The following is a 20,556-nucleotide window of genomic DNA, read 5'->3' as shown; positions in this document are numbered from 1 at the left end:
AACGAGTACAAGAAGGCCGACAGCGACCACCTCCTGGAGACCACCGGCCGCGAGCTGCGCAAGCTCATGAGCTGGGTCAACGACGAGGACGCGTAACACCGACGCCCCGGGGGGCGGGTCTGCCGACCCGCCCCCCGGGGCGCCTCCTTCTTCACCGCTGGAAGAGGCGGCGTCGTACGTGTGTACAAGTCGGCCACCCCCGTGTGGGTGATCCTTCCAACGGGGCGCAGTATGCGTCCTTGCGCATGACTACACTTCTCCACACATACACGCGTCAGGCCCACAGTGTCGTGCGTCTTCCACGCGGCAAGCCCCTCCACCGCCTGCGGCCGTCGGGACGGCCGTCCGCACTGGACCTGTGAGGACTCACGTGAGCTCGAAACCTGTCGTACTCATTGCTGAAGAGCTGTCGCCCGCCACGGTGGACGCGCTGGGCCCGGACTTCGAAATCCGGCACTGCAACGGCGCGGACCGCGCCGAGCTCCTCCCCGCGATCGCCGATGTCGACGCCATCCTGGTGCGCTCCGCCACCAAGGTCGACGCCGAGGCCATCGCCGTCGCGAAGAAGCTGAAGGTCGTCGCCCGCGCGGGCGTCGGTCTGGACAACGTCGACGTCTCCGCCGCCACCAAGGCCGGCGTGATGGTCGTGAACGCACCGACCTCCAACATCGTCACCGCCGCCGAGCTGGCCTGCGGTCTGCTGGTCGCCACCGCGCGCAACATCCCGCAGGCCAACAGCGCCCTCAAGAACGGCGAGTGGAAGCGCTCCAAGTACACCGGCGTCGAGCTCAGCGAGAAGACCCTCGGTGTCGTCGGCCTCGGCCGCATCGGCGTCCTGGTCGCGCAGCGCATGTCGGCCTTCGGCATGAAGATCGTCGCGTACGACCCCTATGTGCAGCCCGCGCGCGCCGCGCAGATGGGCGTCAAGCTCCTGACGCTCGACGAGCTGCTGGAGGTCGCGGACTTCATCACCGTGCACCTGCCCAAGACCCCCGAGACGCTCGGCCTGATCGGCGACGAGGCGCTGCACAAGGTGAAGCCCTCGGTCCGGATCGTCAACGCCGCGCGCGGTGGCATCGTCGACGAGGCGGCGCTCGCCTCCGCGCTCAAGGAGGGCCGCGTCGCCGGCGCCGGTCTCGACGTGTACGCGAAGGAGCCCTGCACGGACTCCCCGCTGTTCGAGTTCGACCAGGTCGTCTGCACCCCGCACCTCGGTGCCTCCACCGACGAGGCCCAGGAGAAGGCGGGCATCGCGGTCGCCAGGTCGGTGCGTCTGGCGCTGGCCGGTGAGCTGGTGCCGGACGCGGTCAACGTCCAGGGCGGCGTCATCGCCGAGGACGTGCGCCCGGGTCTGCCGCTCGCCGAGAAGCTCGGCCGGATCTTCACCGCGCTCGCGGGCGAGGTCGCGGTCCGCCTCGACGTCGAGGTGTACGGCGAGATCACCCAGCACGACGTCAAGGTGCTCGAACTCTCCGCGCTCAAGGGCGTGTTCGAGGACGTCGTCGACGAGACCGTGTCGTATGTGAACGCTCCGCTCTTCGCGCAGGAGCGCGGTGTCGAGGTCCGTCTCACCACCAGCTCCGAGTCGCCCGACCACCGCAATGTGGTCACCGTGCGCGGCACGCTCTCGGGCGGCGAGGAGGTCTCGGTCTCCGGCACGCTGGCCGGGCCCAAGCACCTCCAGAAGATCGTCGCCGTCGGCGATTACGACGTGGACCTGGCGCTGGCCGACCACATGGTGGTGCTGCGCTACGAGGACCGTCCCGGTGTCGTCGGCACGGTCGGCCGGATCCTCGGCGAGGCCGGTCTGAACATCGCGGGCATGCAGGTCTCGCGGACGGACGCGGGCGGCGAGGCGCTGGTCGTGCTCACCGTCGACGACGACGTCCCGGCGTCGGTGCTCGCCGAGATCTCCACCGAGATCGGCGCCAATTCGGCCCGCACGGTGAACCTGACCGACTGACCGGTCCGGAGCCCTTCCGCGTACCCGGCATCTAGACGTGCGTCTTACACAAACGTCTGCATGCCGGGTACGCTGCTTTCATGGGACACCGTGAGGATCTGCTCGAAGGCGCCAAGCGCTGCCTGCTGGAGAAGGGGTACGCCCGGACGACGGCGCGCGACATCGTGGCCGCCTCCGGTACGAACCTCGCCTCCATCGGCTACCACTACGGCTCCAAGGAGGCCCTGCTCAACCTCGCCTTCCTCAAGGTGACGGAGGAGTGGGGCGATGTGCTCACCGAGCAGCCGGACGGGAGCGCGGAGAGCGCCGGACCCCGGGAGCCGCTGGACCAGTTCCGCGAGACCTGGCAGCGGGTGATCGACAGCTACCCGGAGACCCGGTCCGTCTGGCAGCTCCAGATGGAGGTCGTCTCCCGGATCGACAAGGACCCGGAGCTGCGGAAGGCCCTGATGGGCCCGCAGCGCGAGGGGCGCGACGGGCTCGCCGAGAACATGCTCGGCATCGACCCGGAGAAGGACCCCGAGAGGGCGCGGGTGGCCGGACTGTTCTGCCAGGCGCTGCTCGCCGGCGTGATGGTCCAGTGGATGATGGACAGCGAATCCGCCCCGTCCGCACAGGACTTGACGGACGGTCTGAAGATCGTGCTGGAGGGCCGGGCGGATTCGGACGAGAGGGTCTAACTCCCGAGCCGCGCGCTCTTGAGCGCCATGTGCAGCAGCAGCCGGTCCTCGCCGTCGTTGAGATCGAGGCCGGTGAGCTGCTGGATCCGGGAGAGCCGGTAGTAGAGCGTCTGGCGGTGGACCCCGAGGGCCGCGGCCGTCCGGGACGCCTGGCCCGCGCAGTCGAGGAACACCTCGGCGGTGCGGGCCAGGTCCTTGTGCGGCGGGGTGAGCAGGGTACGGGCCACCGGGTCTGCGACCGCCTCCGCGGGCAGCGCGGTCAGCAGCCGGTACGGCCCGATCGACGACCACTGTGCCACCGGCCCGAACCGGGACTCGGCCGCCGCCGCGCGGGCGGCGGCCACCGCCTCGTGCCAGGCCGCGGCCAGCTCCGCGAGACCCCGGCGGGGCACCGCGACCCCGGCGGTGGCGTCCCGGCCCGCCGCCGACCGCAGCCGGTCCGCGGCGGTGAGCGCCGGTTCGAGGACATCGGTGGAGCGCAGCCGGACCAGCGCGGCCAGCGAGGGGAACCCCCCGGTCCCGGGCACCGAGGACAGCGCCGCCGTGGACGGGACCGCCCGGACCGACGGCGGATCGTCCGGCCACGGGGTCACACACACCACCGTGTGCAGTCCCTTCGCGTCCGGCCCCAGCGCCTCGTACAGCGCGGCCACCGCCATGTCGCGCTGCCAGCCCCGCCCGGCGGTCAGCACCGCACCGAACTCCCGGGACGTATCGGTGCCCGCCCGCGCCTCGTCGGCGAGCAGTGCCCCGATCCGGGCCGCCACCTCCATCGCCGCCCTCAGCTGTTCGTCGGTCGGCCCGGGGTCCGCGTCGAGCAGCCATACGTAGCCGAGCACGGCGCCCCGATGGCGTACGGGCAGACAGATGCGGCCCCGGAAGACACCTGCCTCGGGGGCCGCCGGAATGCGGACCGGGCCGGTGGCGCGGGTGATGCCGAAGCCCTCGAACCAGGCGCGGACGGCGGGGGTGGAGCGGCGGGTCAGGATCGAGCGGGTGCGGACCGGGTCCATCGTGGTGTCGTCGTCGCTGTCGTGGGCGCCGAAGGCGACCAGGCCGAAGTCCCGGTTCTCCAGCGTCGCGGGGGCGCCGAGCAGCCCGGAGATCTCGTCGACCAGCTCCTGGTAATCGCCCTTCACCCGGCCATTCTCGCACCCCTTCAGACATATGTCTGAGAACCGGGGAACGGATGCGTGACAGCTGTCGATGGCTAAGGATCGGAGAGATCCTTAGATTTCACGGTGGTTCTCCGTGCTGTACCGGTCTGTTCCTGATGTGCCGGTACGGCCTTCGTTCGTACTTTCCGTGGAGGTGCCCCGTGCTGGGTCCCGTGATCCTCGCCGCGTCCCGCAGCGACAAGATGCGCCGTTTCATCTCGGCCGCACCTGGCACCAAGCAGGTCGTCGACCGGTTCATCGCCGGTGAGACCGTCGACCAGGTCGTCCCGATCATCGAGGACGCCACCGGCAACGGCCTCGAAGTCACCCTCGACGTGGTCGGTGAGGACATCACCACCCCCGAGCAGGCCGCCGCGGCCCGCGACGCCTACCTCGAACTGATCGAGCGCCTCAAGGACCTCGGCCTGGGCACCAGGGCCGAGATGTCCGTCAAGCTCTCCATGTTCGGCCAGGCGCTGGACGGCGGACACGAGCTGGCGCTCGCCAACGTCCGCCCGGTCGTCGAGGCCGCCGCCGAGATCGGCACCACGGTCACCCTGGACGCCGAGGACCACACCACCCTCGACTCGATGTTCGCCATCCACGAGGAGCTGCGGAAGGACTTCCCGCAGACCGGCTGCGTGATCCAGGCCTACCTGTTCCGCACCGAGGACGACGCCCGCCGCCTGGCCGACGCCGGCAGCCGCGTCCGCATCGTGAAGGGCGCCTACAAGGAGCCCGCCTCCGTCGCGTACCAGGACAAGGCCGAGATCGACAAGGCGTACGTCCGTATCCTGCGCACTCTCATGGAGGGCGAGGGCTACCCGATGATCGGGTCGCACGATCCGCGTCTGATCGCCATCGCCCAGGAGCTGGGCCGCAAGGCCGGGCGCAAACTGGATGAGTACGAGTTCCAGATGCTGTACGGCATCCGCAGCGACGAGCACCTCCGGCTCGCGGCCGAGGGACACCGGATGCGTGTCTACACGGCGTACGGCACCGACTGGTACGGCTACTTCATGCGCCGCCTCGCCGAGAAGCCGGCGAACCTGCTGTTCTTCGGCCGCTCGATCCTCACCAAGGGCTGAGCCCCCTCCACCTCTCTACTCAAGGAGCAACGGAACTCATGGACGCTGTGACCCAGGTCCCCGCGCCGGTCAACGAGCCGGTCCACTCCTACGCCCCGGGCTCCCCGGAGCGTGCCCGCCTGGAGGTGAAGCTCAAGGAGCTTAGCCAGAACCCGATCGACCTTCCGATGACCATCGGTGGCGAGAAGCGGATGGGCGGCGGCGAGCGTTTCGACGTCGTACAGCCGCACAACCACAAGGCCGTCATCGGTACCTTCGCGGGCGCCACGCAGAAGGACGCGCAGGACGCGATCGACGCCGCGCTCGCCGCCGCCCCGGCCTGGCGCGCGATGTCCTTCGACGACCGCGCCGCGATCATCCTGCGCGCCGCCGAGCTGCTGTCCGGCCCGTGGCGCGAGACGATGGCCGCCTCCACGATGCTCGGCCAGTCCAAGACCGCGCAGCAGGCCGAGATCGACACCCCCTGCGAGCTCGTCGACTTCTGGCGCTTCAACGTGCACTACGCGCGCCAGATCCTCGCCGAGCAGCCCCCGGCCAACTCGCCGGGCGTGTGGAACCGCATGGACCACCGCCCGCTGGAGGGCTTCGTCTACGCGATCACGCCGTTCAACTTCACGGCCATCGCGGGCAACCTGCCCACCGCCCCCGCCCTCATGGGCAACGTCGTGGTGTGGAAGCCGTCCCCGACGCAGACCCACGCTGCCGTGCTGCTGATGCAGCTGCTGGAAGAGGCCGGTCTGCCCAAGGGCGTCATCAACCTGGTGACCGGTGACGGCATCGCCGTCTCCGAGGTGGCCCTGAACCACCGCGACCTGGCCGGCATCCACTTCACCGGCTCGACCCCCACCTTCCAGCACCTGTGGAAGACGGTCGGCAACAACATCGCCAACTACCGCACCTATCCGCGGCTCGTCGGCGAGACCGGTGGCAAGGACTTCGTCGTCGCCCACCCGTCGGCCGACCACGCCGTCCTGAAGACCGCGCTGACCCGCGGCTCCTTCGAGTTCCAGGGCCAGAAGTGCTCGGCCTCCTCCCGCGCCTACGTCCCGGCCTCCATCTGGAACTCCGGTTTCAAGGAGAAGTTCGCCGCCGAGGTCGACTCCATCTCCATGGGTGACGTCACCGACCTGTCGAACTTCATCGGCGCCGTCATCGACGAGCGCTCGTTCGCCAAGAACAAGGCCGCGATCGACCGCGCGAAGGCCGACCCGTCCTGCACGATCGTCGCGGGCGGCACGTACGACGACTCGGTGGGCTACTTCGTCCGCCCGACCGTCATCGAGTGCAGCGACCCTTCGAACGAGGTCTTCACGACCGAGTACTTCGGCCCGATCCTCGCCGTGCACGTCTACGAGGACGCCACGTACGACGCGATGCTGGAGCAGATGGAGTCGGTCTCCGACTACGCGCTGACCGGCTCGGTCATCTCGAACGACCGCGCCGCGGCCGCGTACACGATGGAGAAGCTGCGCTACGCCGCGGGCAACTTCTACATCAACGACAAGTCGACCGGTGCCGTCGTCGGCCAGCAGCCCTTCGGCGGTGGCCGTGCCTCGGGCACCAACGACAAGGCGGGCGCCCCGCAGAACCTCCAGCGCTGGACCCTGACCCGGGCCATCAAGGAGACGCTGGTCCCGCCGACCGACTACACCTACCCCCACCAGGGCTAAGAGGCCACCCGCCACCCTCCCCTCCGGGGCGCCCCACCCCCGGCGCCCCGCCCCGAATTCCGCCTCCCGCCCGGTTCCCCTGCCGGCCGGGGGGCGGTTTCCATTCCCGGCCCGCGCTCAGATCTCCACGAGCACCTGGTCCAGCGACTTCCGTACCAGGCCGGGCACCTCGCAGTCGTCGGCCGGATACCCGACCGGAATCACCGCGAACGCCTTCTCGTTCTCCGGCCGGTCCAGTACTTCGCGCAGGAACCGCATCGGGCTCGGCGTGTGGATCAGCGCCGCCAGGCCCGAGAGGTGCAGGGCCGAGAGCAGCATCCCGACGGCGATCCCGACCGACTCGTCGACGTAGTAGTGCTTGTGCCGGGCGCCGTCCTCGCCCACCCAGTACCGCTGCTGGAAGACCACGACCAGGGCCGGGGCGTCCGTCATGTGGGCCTTGACGGCGTCCGTGCCCAGCGGGCGCAGCGCCGCCAGCCACTCCTCGCCGAGCCTGCCGTCGTAGCTGATCCGCTCCTCGTGCTCGGCCGCCTCACGGATGAGCCCGCGTACTTCCGGATCCTTGACCAGGACGAAGGTCCACGGCTGCTGATGGGCGCCGGACGGGGCGGTCGCGGCACAGGCGATCGCGTCCTTCACGACCTGCTCGGGAACGGGGTCGGACGAGAACCGGCGCACGGTCCTGCGCTTGCCCATCCGCTCCCGCAGCCGGGCGGCACGGGCGAGCGACTCGTCGGCCGCGATCCGTTCGGGGCGGTGGGGGACCGGCTGGTAGGGCGCGCCATGGATGGGCGTCCACTGCTGGGGTACGGCTGTGGTGTCGGACATGGCGGCAGTCTGGCGGGCGGCCACTGGTCCGGACCAGAGCGTCCTCGGACAGAAGCGGTGCGCCCGTCGGTCAGTGTCCGCTCAGCCCCAGCCCGCGACGATCATCGAGAGCCCCGCCGTGAACCCGCCGCCCAGCAGGACCAGATAGCGGCCGTACTGGCGGCGGTGGCGGCGCATCAGCAGCCCGAAGGCGGCGAAGCCGAGCCCCACGGTGAGCGTCCGGGACCCCCGGGCCGTCGCCGAAGCGGTGAGCCAGTCGAGCGCGGGCACCCCGGCGCGGCCCGCCTCGGCCCCGTACACCTTGAACGGAATGCCGTTCCACGGCTGGTGCCGCACCGCCGACGCCCCTTCCAGCGCGAGTTCGGCCCGGACCTCCGCGCGCATCCGGTCCGTGGTCAGCGGGGCGGGCAGCTGTACGCCGGCCGAGGCCAGCTGAAGGGCGAGCAGGCCCCCGGCCAGGCTCCCGGCGAGCGCGCCCAGCGACATCCGCAGCGCCGCCCCCGGCACCGCCACACAGACCACGCCCAGCAGCAGCTCCGGCATCAACGGCCAGCTCAGCGCCTCCGCCAGCGCCCACCCGAACGCCAGCGGGACGCCCCGGCGCGAGGTGACGACCGACGCCACCCGGCGCCGCGTCGCGGAGTCCCGCAGCGGTTCGGCGACGGTACGCGCCTGCAGCGCGACCACCGCGTCGCGGGCCTCCCGCGGTCCGGCCGTCGACGGCAGCGGTTCACCGATGGACACCCGCACCAGCGCCGAGCGCAGCCGGCCGTGCTTGGGCAGCAGCCGGTCCGTCCCCGCGATCCCCACCGGCACCACCGGGACGCCCGCCCGCTCGGCCAGCACCAGCGCGCCGCGGTGGAAGGAGCCCAGCTCGCCGTCCTTGCCCCGGGTCCCCTCCGGGAACAGGACGACCGCCCGGCCGGAGCGGAGCTCGTCCGCCATGGACAGCAGGTCGTCCATGCCGCCGCCGCTGCGCCGGACCGGGAAGCCGGCCGCGAGCCGGCGGCAGATCCGGCGCCGCCACGGCGAGGCGAACCAGTAGTCGGCCGCCGCGCCGATCGCCGGGGTGTGCCGGGCGTCGAGCGCGGCGAGCAGCGCGGCCGTATCGGCGTGCGAGGAGTGGTTGGCGACGACGACACAGCCGCCGCGCGGCAGCCGGCCGCGCCGCTCCACCCCGCCGGTGAGGCTGAGAACGCCCCACCACAGACCGCGCCGGAGCGCGGCGGTGAACCGGGAACGGGCGGGCAGCGCGACCCGGCCGGGCATGCGCGCAAGGGTGCGGGTCATGTCATCACCATCGTCAGGAGAAGGGCCACCAGCAAGGAGTCGATCCGGTCGAGGAGGCCGCCGAAGCCGGGCAGCCAGCTGCCCGCGTCCTTCACCCCCGACTCGCGCTTGACCATCGATTCGAGCAGGTCACCGAGGACGCAGCCACCGATCACCGCGGCCCACAGCAGGGGCGTGAACTCGCCGAGCACGAGCAGCGGCAGGGCCGTCGCCACCGCCGCGCCCAGTACCCCCGCCCATGTCTTGTTGGGGGAGAGCGGCGACAGCGGCCGGGCGAGCGGGCCCCGGCGGCCCAGCGCCGTACCGCCGCACCAGGCGCCGACATCGCCGAGCGCCACCGCAAGACCCACCGCGACACCTGTGTCCCCGAGCGTCACCAGGCCGGTCAGCCCGACCGGGATCCACAGCAGCCCGAAGGCGGTGCGCGCGGTGCGGGTGAAGCCGGTCCGGTCGTCCCCGCCGAGTACCGGTGGGAGCGCGGCCGCCACCAGCAGCAGTGCCGCCGCCCGGACGTCGAGGAGTTGTGGCGCCACCCACGCCAGCGCGGGGAGCGCCACCGCGGCCGTCACGAGCACCGCCAGGTCGCCGCGGCGCAGCCCGGCCATCTGCGCGAACTCGCCCGCCGCGACCACCCCGAGCCCCGCGGCCAGCGCGAACGTCCCGCCGCCGCCAAGGAAGTACGCCCCCAGGAAGACCGGCGCCACCAGCGCCCAGGTCCGCCACCGCTTGCGCAGCTCGGCCCGCATCCGGACCTTCGACGGCAGTACGGCGACGGCGACACCGCCCGCCCCCAGCACCCCCGCGACCAGCGGCACGGCCCGTGCCGCGGCCTCCTCCGCGATCAGTACGACGCTCATGCCAGCTCCCGCCACAGGCCCGCCAGCCGGAGCACCGCGGTGAGCAGCGAACCGGCGGCGATCACGATCAGTACGGGTACCGCCCAGCCGCTCGCCGCCGCGACCACGACCAGCAGACAGCGTTCGGTCTTGCCGACCGGGCCGCCGTTGCGCCGGGGCGCGCCCGCCGCCGCCCCGGCCAGCGACACCCAGGACGGCAGGGTCGCCGCGAGCCCGGCCACCGCCACCAGCCACAGCGGGGCGAGCGCCAGGAAGCCGGCCAGCACGACCAGATCCGCCACCCGGTCGCCGAGTTCGTTGAGCACCGCGCCGCGCCGGGTCGTCCGGCCGGTGTCACGGGCCAGCGCGCCGTCCAGGTTGGCGAAGGCGAGCCGGGCGGCGAGCAGCACGGCGACCGGCAGGGCGGCGGGGCCGGCGGGCAGCCAGGCCAGCGCGGCGGCGGCACCGGCCGCCGAGACCACGCCGGCCGCGGTGAGGGTGTCGGGCGACACCTCACGGCGGACCAGCGAGGCGCGGACACCGGAGAGCCGGTCCGCGTACCAGGGCTTGAGAGCGTAGAGGCCGTTCATGTGTCCAACTGTCGTGCGACGCACAGTCCTTCGACACGTGGCAGGTACTCAAATGCCCACTGAGTATTCGGCGGCCGTGGTGGCTGAGATGCTGAGGGACATGACCGAGCCGATCCTTCGCACCGCGCACACCTGCCGACTGGGCCGGGCAGACCTCGATGAGATCCGGGTGCTCCTGGACACCGCGTTCGAGGGCGACTTCAGCGACGACGACTGGGACCACGGCCTCGGCGGCGTCCACGCGTGGATACGCGACGGCAGCGGTCTGCTGGCGCACGGCAGCGTCGTCCAGCGCCGGGTGGTCCACCTGGGCCGCTCGTACCGGATCGGCTACGTGGAGGCCGTGGCGGTCCGCGCGGACCGGCGCCGGGAAGGGCTCGGCGGGCGGATCATGGCCGCGCTGGAGGAGGTCGTCGACGGGGCGTACGCGTTCGGCGCGCTGTCCGCGTCGGCCGCCGGGGCCGCGCTGTACGCCGGGCGCGGCTGGCGGGTGTGGCCGGGGCGGATCGCCGTGCAGGCGCGGTACGGGGTGGAGCGGCTGCCGGACGAGGAGGGCAGCACCTATGTCCGCCGCGGCGCGGCCGGGCGCGGGCTGCCCACCGGCTCCGGGACGCTGGTCTTCGACTGGCGGGACGGGGACGTGATGTGAGCGACACAGGCCCCGACGAGGCGGTCCGCGGGCCGTGTCACCCCGTCTGACCAGGGGCGATGTCCTGCCGTCCGGGCCCTCGTCCGGAATCCGGGGACGGCCGGGGGCAAACCTCCGTCTCAGATAGTAGGAAGTCCGAGTAATTGTGGAGACAGACCGGCCCGGCTGCCCTAGCTTTGTAGGAGCCGAACGTCTCGCTAGATCCAGCGACTGGCGGTCGTGAGTGCGCGCCCTTGTGCAGGCAACCCCTGCGGCGCCCGCTCCCCGCCCTTTCCGGCGCCTCGAAATCCCGATCTCGAAATCATCTTCACGATTTTCGATCTCGAAATCCTCGCGATCTCAAGGAGTCGATCCATCATGGTCCAGACGACTGCCCGCCGTGTCCGTCACACCCCCCGCCCGACCGAGTCGGAGCGCCGCAATGCCGCCGCCGCCCTCCAGCGCGCCCTCGACCGCAGGGACAACGGTGGCTCCACGGGTCACTGAGACCGACTGAACGGGCCGGTCACCGGACCGGCCCGACGGACGGTCAGCCCGGCTGATCTCGAAGTGGTCGATGCGCTCGCCCGATTCGGCGAGCGCGGTGACCTTCATCCGCTTGTGCCGGCCGGGCCGCACCTCCACCGCCAGGAACGAGAAGCCGGTGCAGCGCACCCGGGACCACTCCACGGTCTCGGCGGCCTTCCCGCCGCCCTTGACCACGTGGTACGTGTCCACGCTCTCCCGGTCCGCGACCTGGCCCTCGTAGGTGTCCGGCACCGGGAAGTCGTACAGCGCCTTGCCCGCGCCGCCCGCGGTGACGTACACGATGCCGTCCCGTGCCGATCGGTGCGCGCACCGATCGGCACCCTGTGCCGGACGGCGTTGTTGAGGATCGCGTCGGTGCGCTCGTAGACGTGGTTGTGGCCGTTGATGACCAGGTCCACCTGGTGCTTCTCGAAGAGCGGCACCCACGCGTCGCGCACCCCGCCGTCGGAGGCGTGCGCGTTGGTGGTGGAGAAGGCGCAGTGGTGGAAGAAGACCACGACGAAGTCGATGTCGTGCCTGGCCCGCAGCTCACCGAGGCGCCGGCCCAGCCAGCGGGTCTGCCGGCCGTCGCTGATCCCGAAGTTGGCCGGGATCTCGTACGAGACATCATTGGCGTCGAGGGCGACGACCCCCACATTGCCGTGCACGAACGAGTAGGCGCCGGGTCTTCGGGTCCGCGCCGTACGCCAGATGCCGGCCGAACGGCGCCACCAGCGAACCGTCCACCCGGGGGGAGCCGCGGTGCGGGGTGAGCGCGGTGGGGGCGGCGTACGCGGGCGAGGCGGCGAGCGAGGTGCCGAGCCCGGCACCGGCGGCGGTCGCCACGCTCGCGTACGCCGCCCCCACCGCGCCGGGTCAGCCGGGTGCGCAGGTAGTCGTGCTGCTCGGCCATGCTCATGCGGCCGGCGAGCTTCTCGGGGATTCCGAAACGGGGGATGTCCATGGACCAGAACATCCACCCGCCGCCCGACGCCGCCATGTGTCCGCATGGTGGACGTGACGTGTCATGGGGTGGGACGCGCAGTAGGGTGCGGACATGTCTCGCAGCATCAATCTCGCAGTGATCCCCGGTGACGGTATCGGCCAGGAGGTCGTGGCCCAGGGCCTCAAGGTCCTCAACGCTGTTCTCCCGCAGGACGTGAAGCTGGAGACCAAGGAGTACGACCTTGGCGCCCAGCGGTGGCACCGCACCGGTGAAACCCTCCCGGACGCGGAGCTCGAAGCCCTCAAGGGGCACGACGCCATCCTGCTCGGCGCGATCGGCGACCCCTCCGTGCCGTCGGGCGTCCTGGAGCGCGGGCTGCTGCTGAAGCTGCGGTTCGCCTTCGACCACTTCATCAACCTGCGGCCGTCGAAGCTGTTCCCGAACACCGCGACCCCGCTGGCCGGCCGCCCCGACATCGACTTCGTCGTCGTCCGCGAGGGCACCGAGGGCCCGTACACCGGCAACGGCGGCTCGCTGCGCACCGGTACGCCGGCCGAGGTCGCCACCGAGGTCAGCGTCAACACCGCGTACGGCGTCGAGCGCGTCGTCCGGGACGCGTTCGAGCGGGCGAACGCCCGCCCGCGCAAGAAGCTGACGCTGGTGCACAAGAACAACGTCCTCGTGTACGCGGGCCACATGTGGAAGAACATCTTCGACAAGGTCGCGACCGAGTACCCCGAGGTCACCACCGACTATCTGCACGTCGACGCCGCGACGATCTTCTTCGTCACCCAGCCGGAGCGCTTCGACGTCATCGTCACCGACAACCTCTTCGGTGACATCCTCACCGACCTCGCCGCCGCCGTGACCGGCGGTATCGGCCTGGCCGCGTCCGGCAACATCAACCCGACGGGCACCTTCCCGTCGATGTTCGAACCGGTCCACGGCTCCGCCCCCGACATCGCGGGCCAGGGCAAGGCCGACCCGACCGCCACGGTCCTCTCCGTCGCCCTCCTGCTGCGCCACCTCGGCCACGAGGCCGAGGCGGTACGCATCGAGGACGCCGTATCCGCCGACCTCGCGGAGCGCGACGGTGTCACGAGCCGTACGACCGAACAGATCGGCGACGCGCTCGCGGTACGCGTAGCGAACTGATCCGACGACTCCGTTCCGAAGCCGCCGGGCAACCACCTCACCCGGCGGCTTCACCTTGTGCGGCCCCGGGTGCCACCATCGACCACTGGACCGCACACGCGTCGTTTCGTGCACGGCCGCCCGGGAGCGATAATCGAACGGGGCCGTGGCTCGCAACAAAACTCGGACGTCCTAGCACCTGTCTGGCAGGAGCGGCGTGAGCGCGGTCCAACACACACAACGGTGAAGGACACGCACTCATGACGACGCCCACGATCGAGCTCAAGCCCTCCTCGAACCCACTGTCCGACGCGGAGCGCGAGGCGAGCATGGTCAATCCCGGATTCGGCCGCCGCTTCACCGATCACATGGTGACGATCAGGTGGACCGAGGGCCGCGGCTGGCACGACGCCCAGCTCGTGCCGTACGCCCCGCTTTCGATCGACCCCGCCAACATGACCCTGCACTACGGGCAGGAGATCTTCGAGGGCCTCAAGGCCTACCGCCAGCCCGACGGCTCGGTCGCCACCTTCCGCCCCGAGGCCAACGCCAAGCGCTTCCAGGCCTCCGCCCGCCGGCTGGCCATGCCGGAGCTGCCCGTCGAGACGTTCATCGCGGCCTGCGACGCGCTGGTCAAGCAGGACGAGGCCTGGGTTCCGGCGCACGGCGGCGAGGAGTCCCTCTACCTGCGCCCGTTCATGATCGCGACCGAGGTCGGTCTCGGCGTGCGGCCCGCCAACGAGTACCTGTTCCTGGTGATCGCCTCGCCCGCCGGCGCGTACTTCCCCGGCGGTGTGAAGCCGGTCTCGATCTGGCTCTCCGAGAACCGGGTGCGCGCCGTCCCCGGCGGCATGGGCGACGCCAAGACCGGCGGCAACTACGCCGCGTCCCTGCTCGCCCAGGCCGAGGCCGCCGAGAAGGGCTGCGACCAGGTCGCCTACCTCGACGCGGTCGAGCACAAGTGGGTCGAGGAGCTCGGCGGCATGAACCTGTACTTCGTGTACGGGAACAAGATCGTCACCCCGGCCCTGACCGGCTCGCTGCTCGCCGGTGTCACCCGTGACTCGCTGCTCAAGGTCGCCCGCGACCTCGGCTACGAGTCCGAGGAGGGCCGCGTCTCCATCGACCAGTGGCGCGACGACACCGCGAACGGCGGCCTCACCGAGGTCTTCGCCTGCGGCACCGCCGCCGTCATCACCCCGGTCGGCACCGTCAAGTCCGAGGGCGGCGAGTGGGTCCAGGGCGACGGCACGCCCGGCGAGGTCACGATGAAGCTGCGTGAGCGCCTGCTGGACATCCAGCGCGGCGTCGCCGAGGACAGCCACGGCTGGATGCACCCCCTCGGCTAGTCATCCCGGCCCCGGGCCGACCACGTACGACGAAAAGCCGCGCCCAGCTCCCGCCGGGCGCGGCTTTCGTATGCGCGCGGGACGCCGGACAGGCCCTCCCTTCTGCCGGAGCGTGCCCGCTCACACGCTTAGAACGCCGCTCTAACCATGAGTTAGAGTGCTGCTCTAACCGAGAGGGGTGGAGACGTGCGACTGACTCCGACGGAACGCGACCGGCTGCTGCTCTTCAGCGCCGCCGAACTGGCCCGGGCCCGCCGCGCCCGGGGACTGAAGCTCAACGTCCCCGAGGCGACCGCGCTGATCGCGGACACGGTCTGCGAGGCCGCCCGGGACGGGCGCCGGCTCGCCGAGGCCATCGAGGCGGCGCGGTCCGTGCTCGGCCCCGACGACGTGCTGCCGGGCGTCGCCGACGTCGTCACCGAGGTCCATGTGGAGGCCGTCTTCGACGACGGCTCCCGGCTCGCCGTGGTCTCCCGGCCGCTGGGCGAGGGGCTGGGCGACGACGCCCCCGGGGCCGTCGTCCCCGGTCCCGCCACGCCCGAGCCGGAGCCCGCGGTGCGGCTGACCGTCCACAACACCGCGACCGTGCCGGTCTCCGTGACCTCGCACTTCCACTTCTTCGAGGCCAACCCCCGGCTCGACTTCGCCCGCGCGGCCGCCTACGGGATGCGGCTCTGCGTCCCCGCCGGTTCCTCCGTCCGGTTCGGGCCCGGCGAGAGCGTCGAGGTGGGCCTCGTACCGATCGGTGGCGAACGGATCGCGATCGGCTTCGCGGGCCTGGTCGACGGCCCGCTGGACGCGCCCGGCGCACGCGAGGAGGCCCTGCGGCGCGCCGCGGCCTGTGGATATCTGGGAGCTGAGCGATGAGCATCGATCCGTACGAGTACGCCTCCGTCCACGGCCCGCGCGCCGGGGACCGGGTCCGGCTCGGCGACTCCGGACTGACCGTCCGCGTCGAGTCCGACGCACAGCGGTACGGTGAGGAGTTCCTCGCCGGATTCGGCAAGACCGCCCGCGACGGGCTGCACCTCAAGGCCGCCGCGGTCCGCGACACCTGTGACGTAGTCATCAGCAATGTGCTGGTCATCGACGCCGTGCAGGGCATCCGCAAGGTGTCCATCGGCATCCGCGAGGGCCGGATCGCGTCGATCGGCCGGGCCGGCAACCCCGACACCCTGGACGACGTGGACGTCGTCGTCGGCACGGGCACCACCATCGTCTCCGGCGAGGGGATGATCGCGACCGCGGGCGCCGTCGACACCCATGTCCATCTGCTCTCGCCGCGCATCATGGAGGCCTCGCTCGCCTCCGGCGTCACCACGATCATCGGCCAGGAGTACGGCCCGGTCTGGGGCGTCGGCGTCAACTCGCCCTGGGCGCTGCGCCACGCGTTCAACGCCTTCGACGCCTGGCCGGTCAACATCGGCTTCCTGGGCCGCGGTTCGTCCTCCCACCAGGCTCCGCTGGTCGAGGCGCTCGCCGAGGGCGGGGCCTGCGGCTTCAAGGTCCACGAGGACATGGGCGCGCACACCCGGGCCCTGGACACCGCGCTGCGGGTCGCCGAGGAGTACGACGTCCAGGTCGCCCTGCACAGCGACGGGCTGAACGAATGCCTGTCCGTCGAGGACACCCTGAAGGTGCTGGAGGGCCGCACGATCCACGCCTTCCACATCGAGGGCTGCGGCGGCGGACACGTCCCCAACGTCCTGAAGATGGCGGGCGTCGAGAACGTCATCGGCTCGTCCACCAACCCGACGCTGCCCTTCGGCCGGGACGCCGTCGCCGAGCACTACGGGATGATCGTCTCCGTACACGACCTCAAGACGGACCTGCCGGGCGACGCCGCCATGGCCCGCGACCGGATCCGCGCCGGGACGATGGGCGCCGAGGACGTCCTGCACGACCTGGGCGCCATCGGCATCACCTCGTCCGACGCGCAGGGCATGGGCCGGGCCGGCGAGACGGTGCGCCGCACCTTCGCGATGGCCGGGAAGATGAAGGCCGAGCTGGGGCCGATGGAGGGCGACGGCCCCGGGGACGACAACGCCCGGGTACTGCGCTACATCGCCAAGCTCACCATCAACCCCGCCATCGCCCACGGCCTCTCGCACGAGATCGGCTCCATCGAGACCGGCAAGATGGCCGACATCGTGCTGTGGCGCCCCGAGTTCTTCGGCGCGAAGCCGCAGCTGGTGCTGAAGTCGGGCTTCCCCGCCCACGGAGTCACGGGCGACCCGAACGCCGCCACCGACACCTGCGAACCCCTGGTCCTCGGACCGCAGTTCGGGGCGTACGGAGCCACCGCCGCCGACCTCTCGGTGGCCTTCGTCTCGCAGGCGGCGACCCAGCTCGGCGCCGACTCGATGCCCACCCGCCGCCGCCGCGTCGGCGTGCGCGGCACCCGCGGCATCGGCCCCGGCGACCTGATCCGCAACTCCCGCACCGGAGAGGTCGCCGTGGACGCCCGCAGCGGTCTGGTCACCCTGGACGGCGACCCGCTGCGCTCCGAGCCCGCCGACTCCGTCTCCCTCAACCGCCTCTACTTCCTCTAGTTCTCCCAAGGACATCGCAGTGACCTTCCGCATGCCGCCCGAGTGGGCCCCGCACGAACGCACCTGGATGGCCTGGCCGGGCCCCAACCCCACCTTCGATACCGACGCCGAACTGGAGGAGGCCCGCGCCGCCTGGGCCACCGTCGCCCGCGCGGTCCGCCGCTTCGAACCCGTCACGATGGTGGTCGGACCCGGCCAGGAGGAAGGCGCCCGCGCGCTCCTCGGCCCGGACGTCGAGCTGGCCGTCCGCCCGCTCGACGACGCCTGGATGCGGGACATCGGCCCCACCTTCGTCACCGACGGGAACCGGCTGGCCGCCGTCGACTGGACGTTCAACGGCTGGGGCGCCCAGGGCTGGGCCCGCTGGGAGCACGACCAGCACATCGCCCGTGCCGTCGCCGAGCTGGCCGGCGTACCCGTGCAGAGCTCCCGGCTGGTCAACGAGGGCGGCGCCATCCACGTGGACGGCGAGGGCACCGTACTGCTCACCGAGACCGTCCAGCTCGGCCAGGAGCGCAACCCCGACTGGACCCGCGAGCAGGTCGAGTCCGAGATCCACGCCCGGCTCGGCACCGAGAAGGCCATCTGGCTGCCGCGCGGACTGTCCGGCGACTACGGCACGTACGGCACCCTCGGCCATGTCGACATCGTCGCCGCCTTCGCCCGCCCCGGCACCGTCGTCGCCCATGTCCAGCCGGACCCGGCCCACCCCGACCACGAGATCACCCGCGAGACCGTGCGCATCCTGCGCGAGGCCACCGACGCCAGGGGCCGCTCGCTGGACGTCGTCGAGGTTCCGGCGCCCACCGTGCTGAAGGCCGACGGCGAGTGGGTCGACTACTCCTACATCAACCACTACCTCTGCAACGGCGGTGTGGTCCTCTGCGCCTTCGACGACCCGCGCGACAAGGAGGCGGCGGCCGTCTTCGGCGAACTCTTCCCCGACCGTACGGTGACCCTCGTCGACGCCCGTACGATCTTTGCCGGCGGTGGAGGCATCCACTGCATCACGCAGCAACAGCCGAAGGTCTGAACCGTGCCCCCCGCGCCACGCCGTCGCAACACCGCCCCGCCCCGTGAGGAACTGCTGGCCGCCGCCATGGCGACCATCGCCGAACAGGGGCTCGACGGCCTCACCATGGCCGGACTCGGCCGCGAGGTCGGCATGAGCAGCGGACACCTCCTCTACTACTTCCGCACCAAGGACGAGCTGCTGCTCCAGACCCTGGAGTGGAGCGAGGGACGGCTCGGCGCGGCGCGCGGCGCCCTGATGGCCGGGTCCGCGACGGCCCGCGAACGGCTCGACGGTTACATCGACCTGTACCTTCCCGCCGCGCCCCGCGACCCGCACTGGACGCTCTGGCTGGAGGTGTGGAACCGCTCGCGGAACGCGGACGACGACGCCCGCGCCCGGCAGGCCGCCATCGAGGACGCCTGGCACCGCGACCTGGTGGCCCTGCTGGAGGGGGGCGCGGCGGCCGGGGAGTTCCGACCGGTCGACGCCGGGCGGTTCGCCACCCGGCTGCGCGCCCTGCTCGACGGCTTCAGCGTCCATGTCGCGGTCGGTCTCCCCGGCACCGGACGTTCCCAAGTCCTCGCACAGGTAAGGGAGTTCATCGGGGACTCACTCGCCGTCAGGTAGCGGCCGGGCCGCCGTGAACGAAACGCACGTAAGTACGCGCGATCGTTGCGCATTTCGCCCTTGTTACGGTCCCGGCTGTTCGGGCACGGTGACGGACCATGGGACGAGAGCAGTGGAAGAAAATCTGGGTCGGTTCGGCCGGCAACATGGTCGAGTGGTTCGACTGGTTCGTGTACGCGACCTTCGCGGTCTACTTCGCGGACTCGTTCTTCCCCGAAGGCAATGAGACCGCCAATCTCATGAACACCATGGGCATCTTCGCCGTCGGCTTCTTCATGCGTCCGGTCGGCGGCTGGCTGCTCGGCCGGATCGGTGACCGCCGGGGCCGCAAGGCCGCGCTCACCCTCACCGTCACCCTCATGTCGGCCTCCGCGATCCTCATCGCCGCCGCACCGACGTACGACGTCGCAGGGTACGGCGGGGTGGCCGTCCTGCTGGTGGCCCGGCTGCTCCAGGGGCTGTCCGTCGGCGGCGAGTACGCCGCCAGCGCCACCTACCTCACCGAGGCGTCCGCACCCGACCGGCGCGGCTTCGCCTCCAGCTTCCAGTACGTGTCCATGACCGCGGGACAGCTCGTCGGCCTCGGTCTCCAGATCGTCCTCCAGCGCAACATGTCCGAGGCGGCCCTGCACAGCTGGGGCTGGCGCATCCCGTTCATCGTCGGCGCGCTCGGCGCCGCGATCGTCTTCTACCTGCGCCGCTCGATGCTGGAGACCGAGGTGTACGCGGAGTCCGGCGCCGCCGAGCAGGACGACCGCGGCACGCTGAAGGCGCTGTGGCGGCACAGGCGCGAGGCGTTCCTGGTGATGGCGCTGACCATGGGCGGCACCGTCGCGTACTACACGTACACGACCTACCTCTCCAAGTTCCTCTCCAAGAGCGCGGGCATGGACAAGCCCACCGCCTCGCTGGTCAGCTTCTGCGCCCTGTTCGTCTTCATGTGCATCCAGCCGCTGGCCGGCATGCTCTCCGACCGGATCGGCCGCCGCCCGCTGCTGATCACCTTCGCCGTCGGCTCCACCTTCCTGACCGTGCCGATCATGACGATGCTCAAGCACGCGGGAACGTTCTGGCCCGCGTTCGGCCTGGCGCTGCTCGCCCTGGTCGTCGTCACCGGGTACACCTCGATCAACGCCTGTGTGAAGGCCGAACTCTTCCCGACCGGCATCCGCGCCCTGGGCGTCGCCCTCCCGTACGCCATCGCCAACGCGCTCTTCGGCGGCACCGCCGAGTACGTGGCGCTCTGGTTCAAGAAGGCGGGCATCGAGTCCGGCTTCTACTGGTACGTGGCGGGCTGCGCGGCGGTCTCCCTGGTCGTCTACCTGACCATGCGCGAGACCCGGGACATCGACCTGGGCCGGGTCGGAGCCAAGGACGCGGACCGGGAGAGCGCGGAGCGGTCCGGGGCGACGAGCGTCACGCCCGCATCCTGAGACGGGGCGGGGCACGGAGGCGGCCCTGTGCAAGACTGCTTCCGTGCCCTCGTTCGTCATGATTATTGGCAGCAGGCGCGCCGGTCCGCAGTGACCGTCCCGCACCACCACGTGCGGCACGGCCACCGTGCCCCAGACCCGCGCGCAGACCTCTCGCACCCGCGAGGGGTTTTTTCGTTTTCCGGCCCTCACCTCGGCCGGCGCGAGGCGCACGCGGGATGATGGGGGCAAGTGGAGCCAGA

At 71.3% G+C, this 20,556-nt stretch carries 17 protein-coding genes and 1 pseudogene; 12 read left to right on the top strand and 6 right to left on the bottom strand.

Annotated features, from left to right (window positions below):
• Positions 1-370 precede the first annotated feature (370 nt).
• On the top strand, positions 371-1,963 hold the full coding sequence (gene serA, locus ABZ622_RS30865) for a phosphoglycerate dehydrogenase (RefSeq protein ID WP_360548766.1): 1,593 nt from the start codon (positions 371-373) through the stop codon (positions 1,961-1,963).
• Positions 1,964-2,043: 80 nt separating this feature from the next.
• Positions 2,044-2,643: a TetR/AcrR family transcriptional regulator gene (locus tag ABZ622_RS30860; RefSeq protein ID WP_360548764.1), complete on the top strand. Its 600-nt coding sequence runs from the start codon at positions 2,044-2,046 to the stop codon at positions 2,641-2,643.
• On the opposite strand, the gene ABZ622_RS30855 is transcribed toward ABZ622_RS30860, so the two are convergent.
• On the bottom strand, positions 2,640-3,782 hold the full coding sequence (locus tag ABZ622_RS30855) for a helix-turn-helix domain-containing protein (RefSeq protein WP_360548762.1): 1,143 nt from the start codon (positions 3,780-3,782) through the stop codon (positions 2,640-2,642). The two genes, ABZ622_RS30860 and ABZ622_RS30855, sit on opposite strands and share 4 nt — an antisense overlap.
• 179 nt (positions 3,783-3,961) lie before the next feature.
• Here ABZ622_RS30855 and ABZ622_RS30850 point away from each other — a divergent pair, with 179 nt between their 5' ends.
• On the top strand, positions 3,962-4,888 hold the full coding sequence (locus ABZ622_RS30850; protein WP_360548760.1) for a proline dehydrogenase family protein: 927 nt from the start codon (positions 3,962-3,964) through the stop codon (positions 4,886-4,888).
• Positions 4,889-4,926: 38 nt separating this feature from the next.
• Positions 4,927-6,558 (top strand): L-glutamate gamma-semialdehyde dehydrogenase, encoded by a 1,632-nt coding sequence (gene pruA / locus ABZ622_RS30845; RefSeq protein WP_360548758.1) that lies wholly within the window; start codon positions 4,927-4,929, stop codon positions 6,556-6,558.
• Between the two features lie 117 nt (positions 6,559-6,675).
• Here the strand turns inward: pruA and ABZ622_RS30840 are convergent, their stop codons facing one another.
• From ABZ622_RS30840 to ABZ622_RS30825, 4 genes are all read right to left on the bottom strand, one after another.
• Entirely contained in the window at positions 6,676-7,386 is a 711-nt protein-coding gene (locus ABZ622_RS30840; protein ID WP_360548756.1) for a nitroreductase family protein, read from the bottom strand.
• A gap of 81 nt (positions 7,387-7,467) precedes the next feature.
• Positions 7,468-8,655 carry a lysophospholipid acyltransferase family protein gene (locus ABZ622_RS30835; protein ID WP_360548778.1) on the bottom strand — a complete coding sequence of 396 codons (1,188 nt, stop codon included), beginning with the start codon at positions 8,653-8,655 and terminating at the stop codon, positions 7,468-7,470.
• A gap of 17 nt (positions 8,656-8,672) precedes the next feature.
• Positions 8,673-9,533, bottom strand: a complete 861-nt coding sequence (locus tag ABZ622_RS30830) for a phosphatidate cytidylyltransferase (protein ID WP_360548754.1) — start codon at positions 9,531-9,533, stop codon at positions 8,673-8,675.
• A complete protein-coding gene (locus ABZ622_RS30825) occupies positions 9,530-10,102 on the bottom strand; it encodes a CDP-alcohol phosphatidyltransferase family protein (RefSeq protein WP_330434831.1) in 573 nt (190 codons plus the stop codon). The genes ABZ622_RS30830 and ABZ622_RS30825 overlap by 4 nt, the downstream gene beginning before the upstream one ends.
• Positions 10,103-10,202: 100 nt before the next feature.
• Here ABZ622_RS30825 and ABZ622_RS30820 point away from each other — a divergent pair, with 100 nt between their 5' ends.
• The gene (locus ABZ622_RS30820; RefSeq protein ID WP_360548776.1) at positions 10,203-10,751 is read left to right on the top strand and encodes a GNAT family N-acetyltransferase; all 549 of its coding nucleotides are present in this window, start codon (positions 10,203-10,205) and stop codon (positions 10,749-10,751) included.
• Between the two features lie 534 nt (positions 10,752-11,285).
• Here the strand turns inward: ABZ622_RS30820 and ABZ622_RS30815 are convergent.
• Positions 11,286-11,950 (bottom strand): annotated as a pseudogene (locus ABZ622_RS30815) (phosphoesterase); the annotation flags it as partial.
• Positions 11,951-12,315: 365 nt separating this feature from the next.
• Between ABZ622_RS30815 and ABZ622_RS30810 the strand changes: the two are divergent.
• The 7 genes from ABZ622_RS30810 to ABZ622_RS30780 all read left to right on the top strand — a co-directional run bounded on the left by ABZ622_RS30810 (position 12,316) and on the right by ABZ622_RS30780 (position 20,314).
• Positions 12,316-13,359 (top strand): 3-isopropylmalate dehydrogenase, encoded by a 1,044-nt coding sequence (locus tag ABZ622_RS30810; protein WP_360548751.1) that lies wholly within the window; start codon positions 12,316-12,318, stop codon positions 13,357-13,359.
• A 239-nt stretch (positions 13,360-13,598) separates the two neighbouring features.
• A complete protein-coding gene (locus ABZ622_RS30805; protein ID WP_360548749.1) occupies positions 13,599-14,687 on the top strand; it encodes a branched-chain amino acid aminotransferase in 1,089 nt (362 codons plus the stop codon).
• A 186-nt stretch (positions 14,688-14,873) separates the two neighbouring features.
• Positions 14,874-15,554, top strand: coding sequence for an urease subunit gamma (gene ureA / locus ABZ622_RS30800; protein WP_360548747.1), 681 nt, complete (start codon positions 14,874-14,876; stop codon positions 15,552-15,554).
• On the top strand, positions 15,551-17,239 hold the full coding sequence (locus tag ABZ622_RS30795) for an urease subunit alpha (RefSeq protein ID WP_360548745.1): 1,689 nt from the start codon (positions 15,551-15,553) through the stop codon (positions 17,237-17,239). The genes ureA and ABZ622_RS30795 overlap by 4 nt, the downstream gene beginning before the upstream one ends.
• A 31-nt stretch (positions 17,240-17,270) precedes the next feature.
• On the top strand, positions 17,271-18,272 hold the full coding sequence (locus tag ABZ622_RS30790) for an agmatine deiminase family protein (RefSeq protein ID WP_360548774.1): 1,002 nt from the start codon (positions 17,271-17,273) through the stop codon (positions 18,270-18,272).
• A gap of 3 nt (positions 18,273-18,275) precedes the next feature.
• Complete coding sequence (locus tag ABZ622_RS30785; protein ID WP_360548743.1) at positions 18,276-18,881, top strand: TetR family transcriptional regulator C-terminal domain-containing protein; 606 nt, start codon at positions 18,276-18,278, stop codon at positions 18,879-18,881.
• Between the two features lie 98 nt (positions 18,882-18,979).
• Complete coding sequence (locus ABZ622_RS30780) at positions 18,980-20,314, top strand: MFS transporter (RefSeq protein ID WP_360548741.1); 1,335 nt, start codon at positions 18,980-18,982, stop codon at positions 20,312-20,314.
• Positions 20,315-20,556: the final 242 nt, after the last annotated feature.

The sequence above is a fragment of the Streptomyces sp. NPDC007164 genome, from assembly GCF_040634135.1.
In the GTDB taxonomy this organism is placed as follows: Bacteria; Actinomycetota; Actinomycetes; order Streptomycetales; family Streptomycetaceae; genus Streptomyces; species Streptomyces sanglieri.
This window is presented reverse-complemented; position numbering and strand designations above follow the sequence as displayed.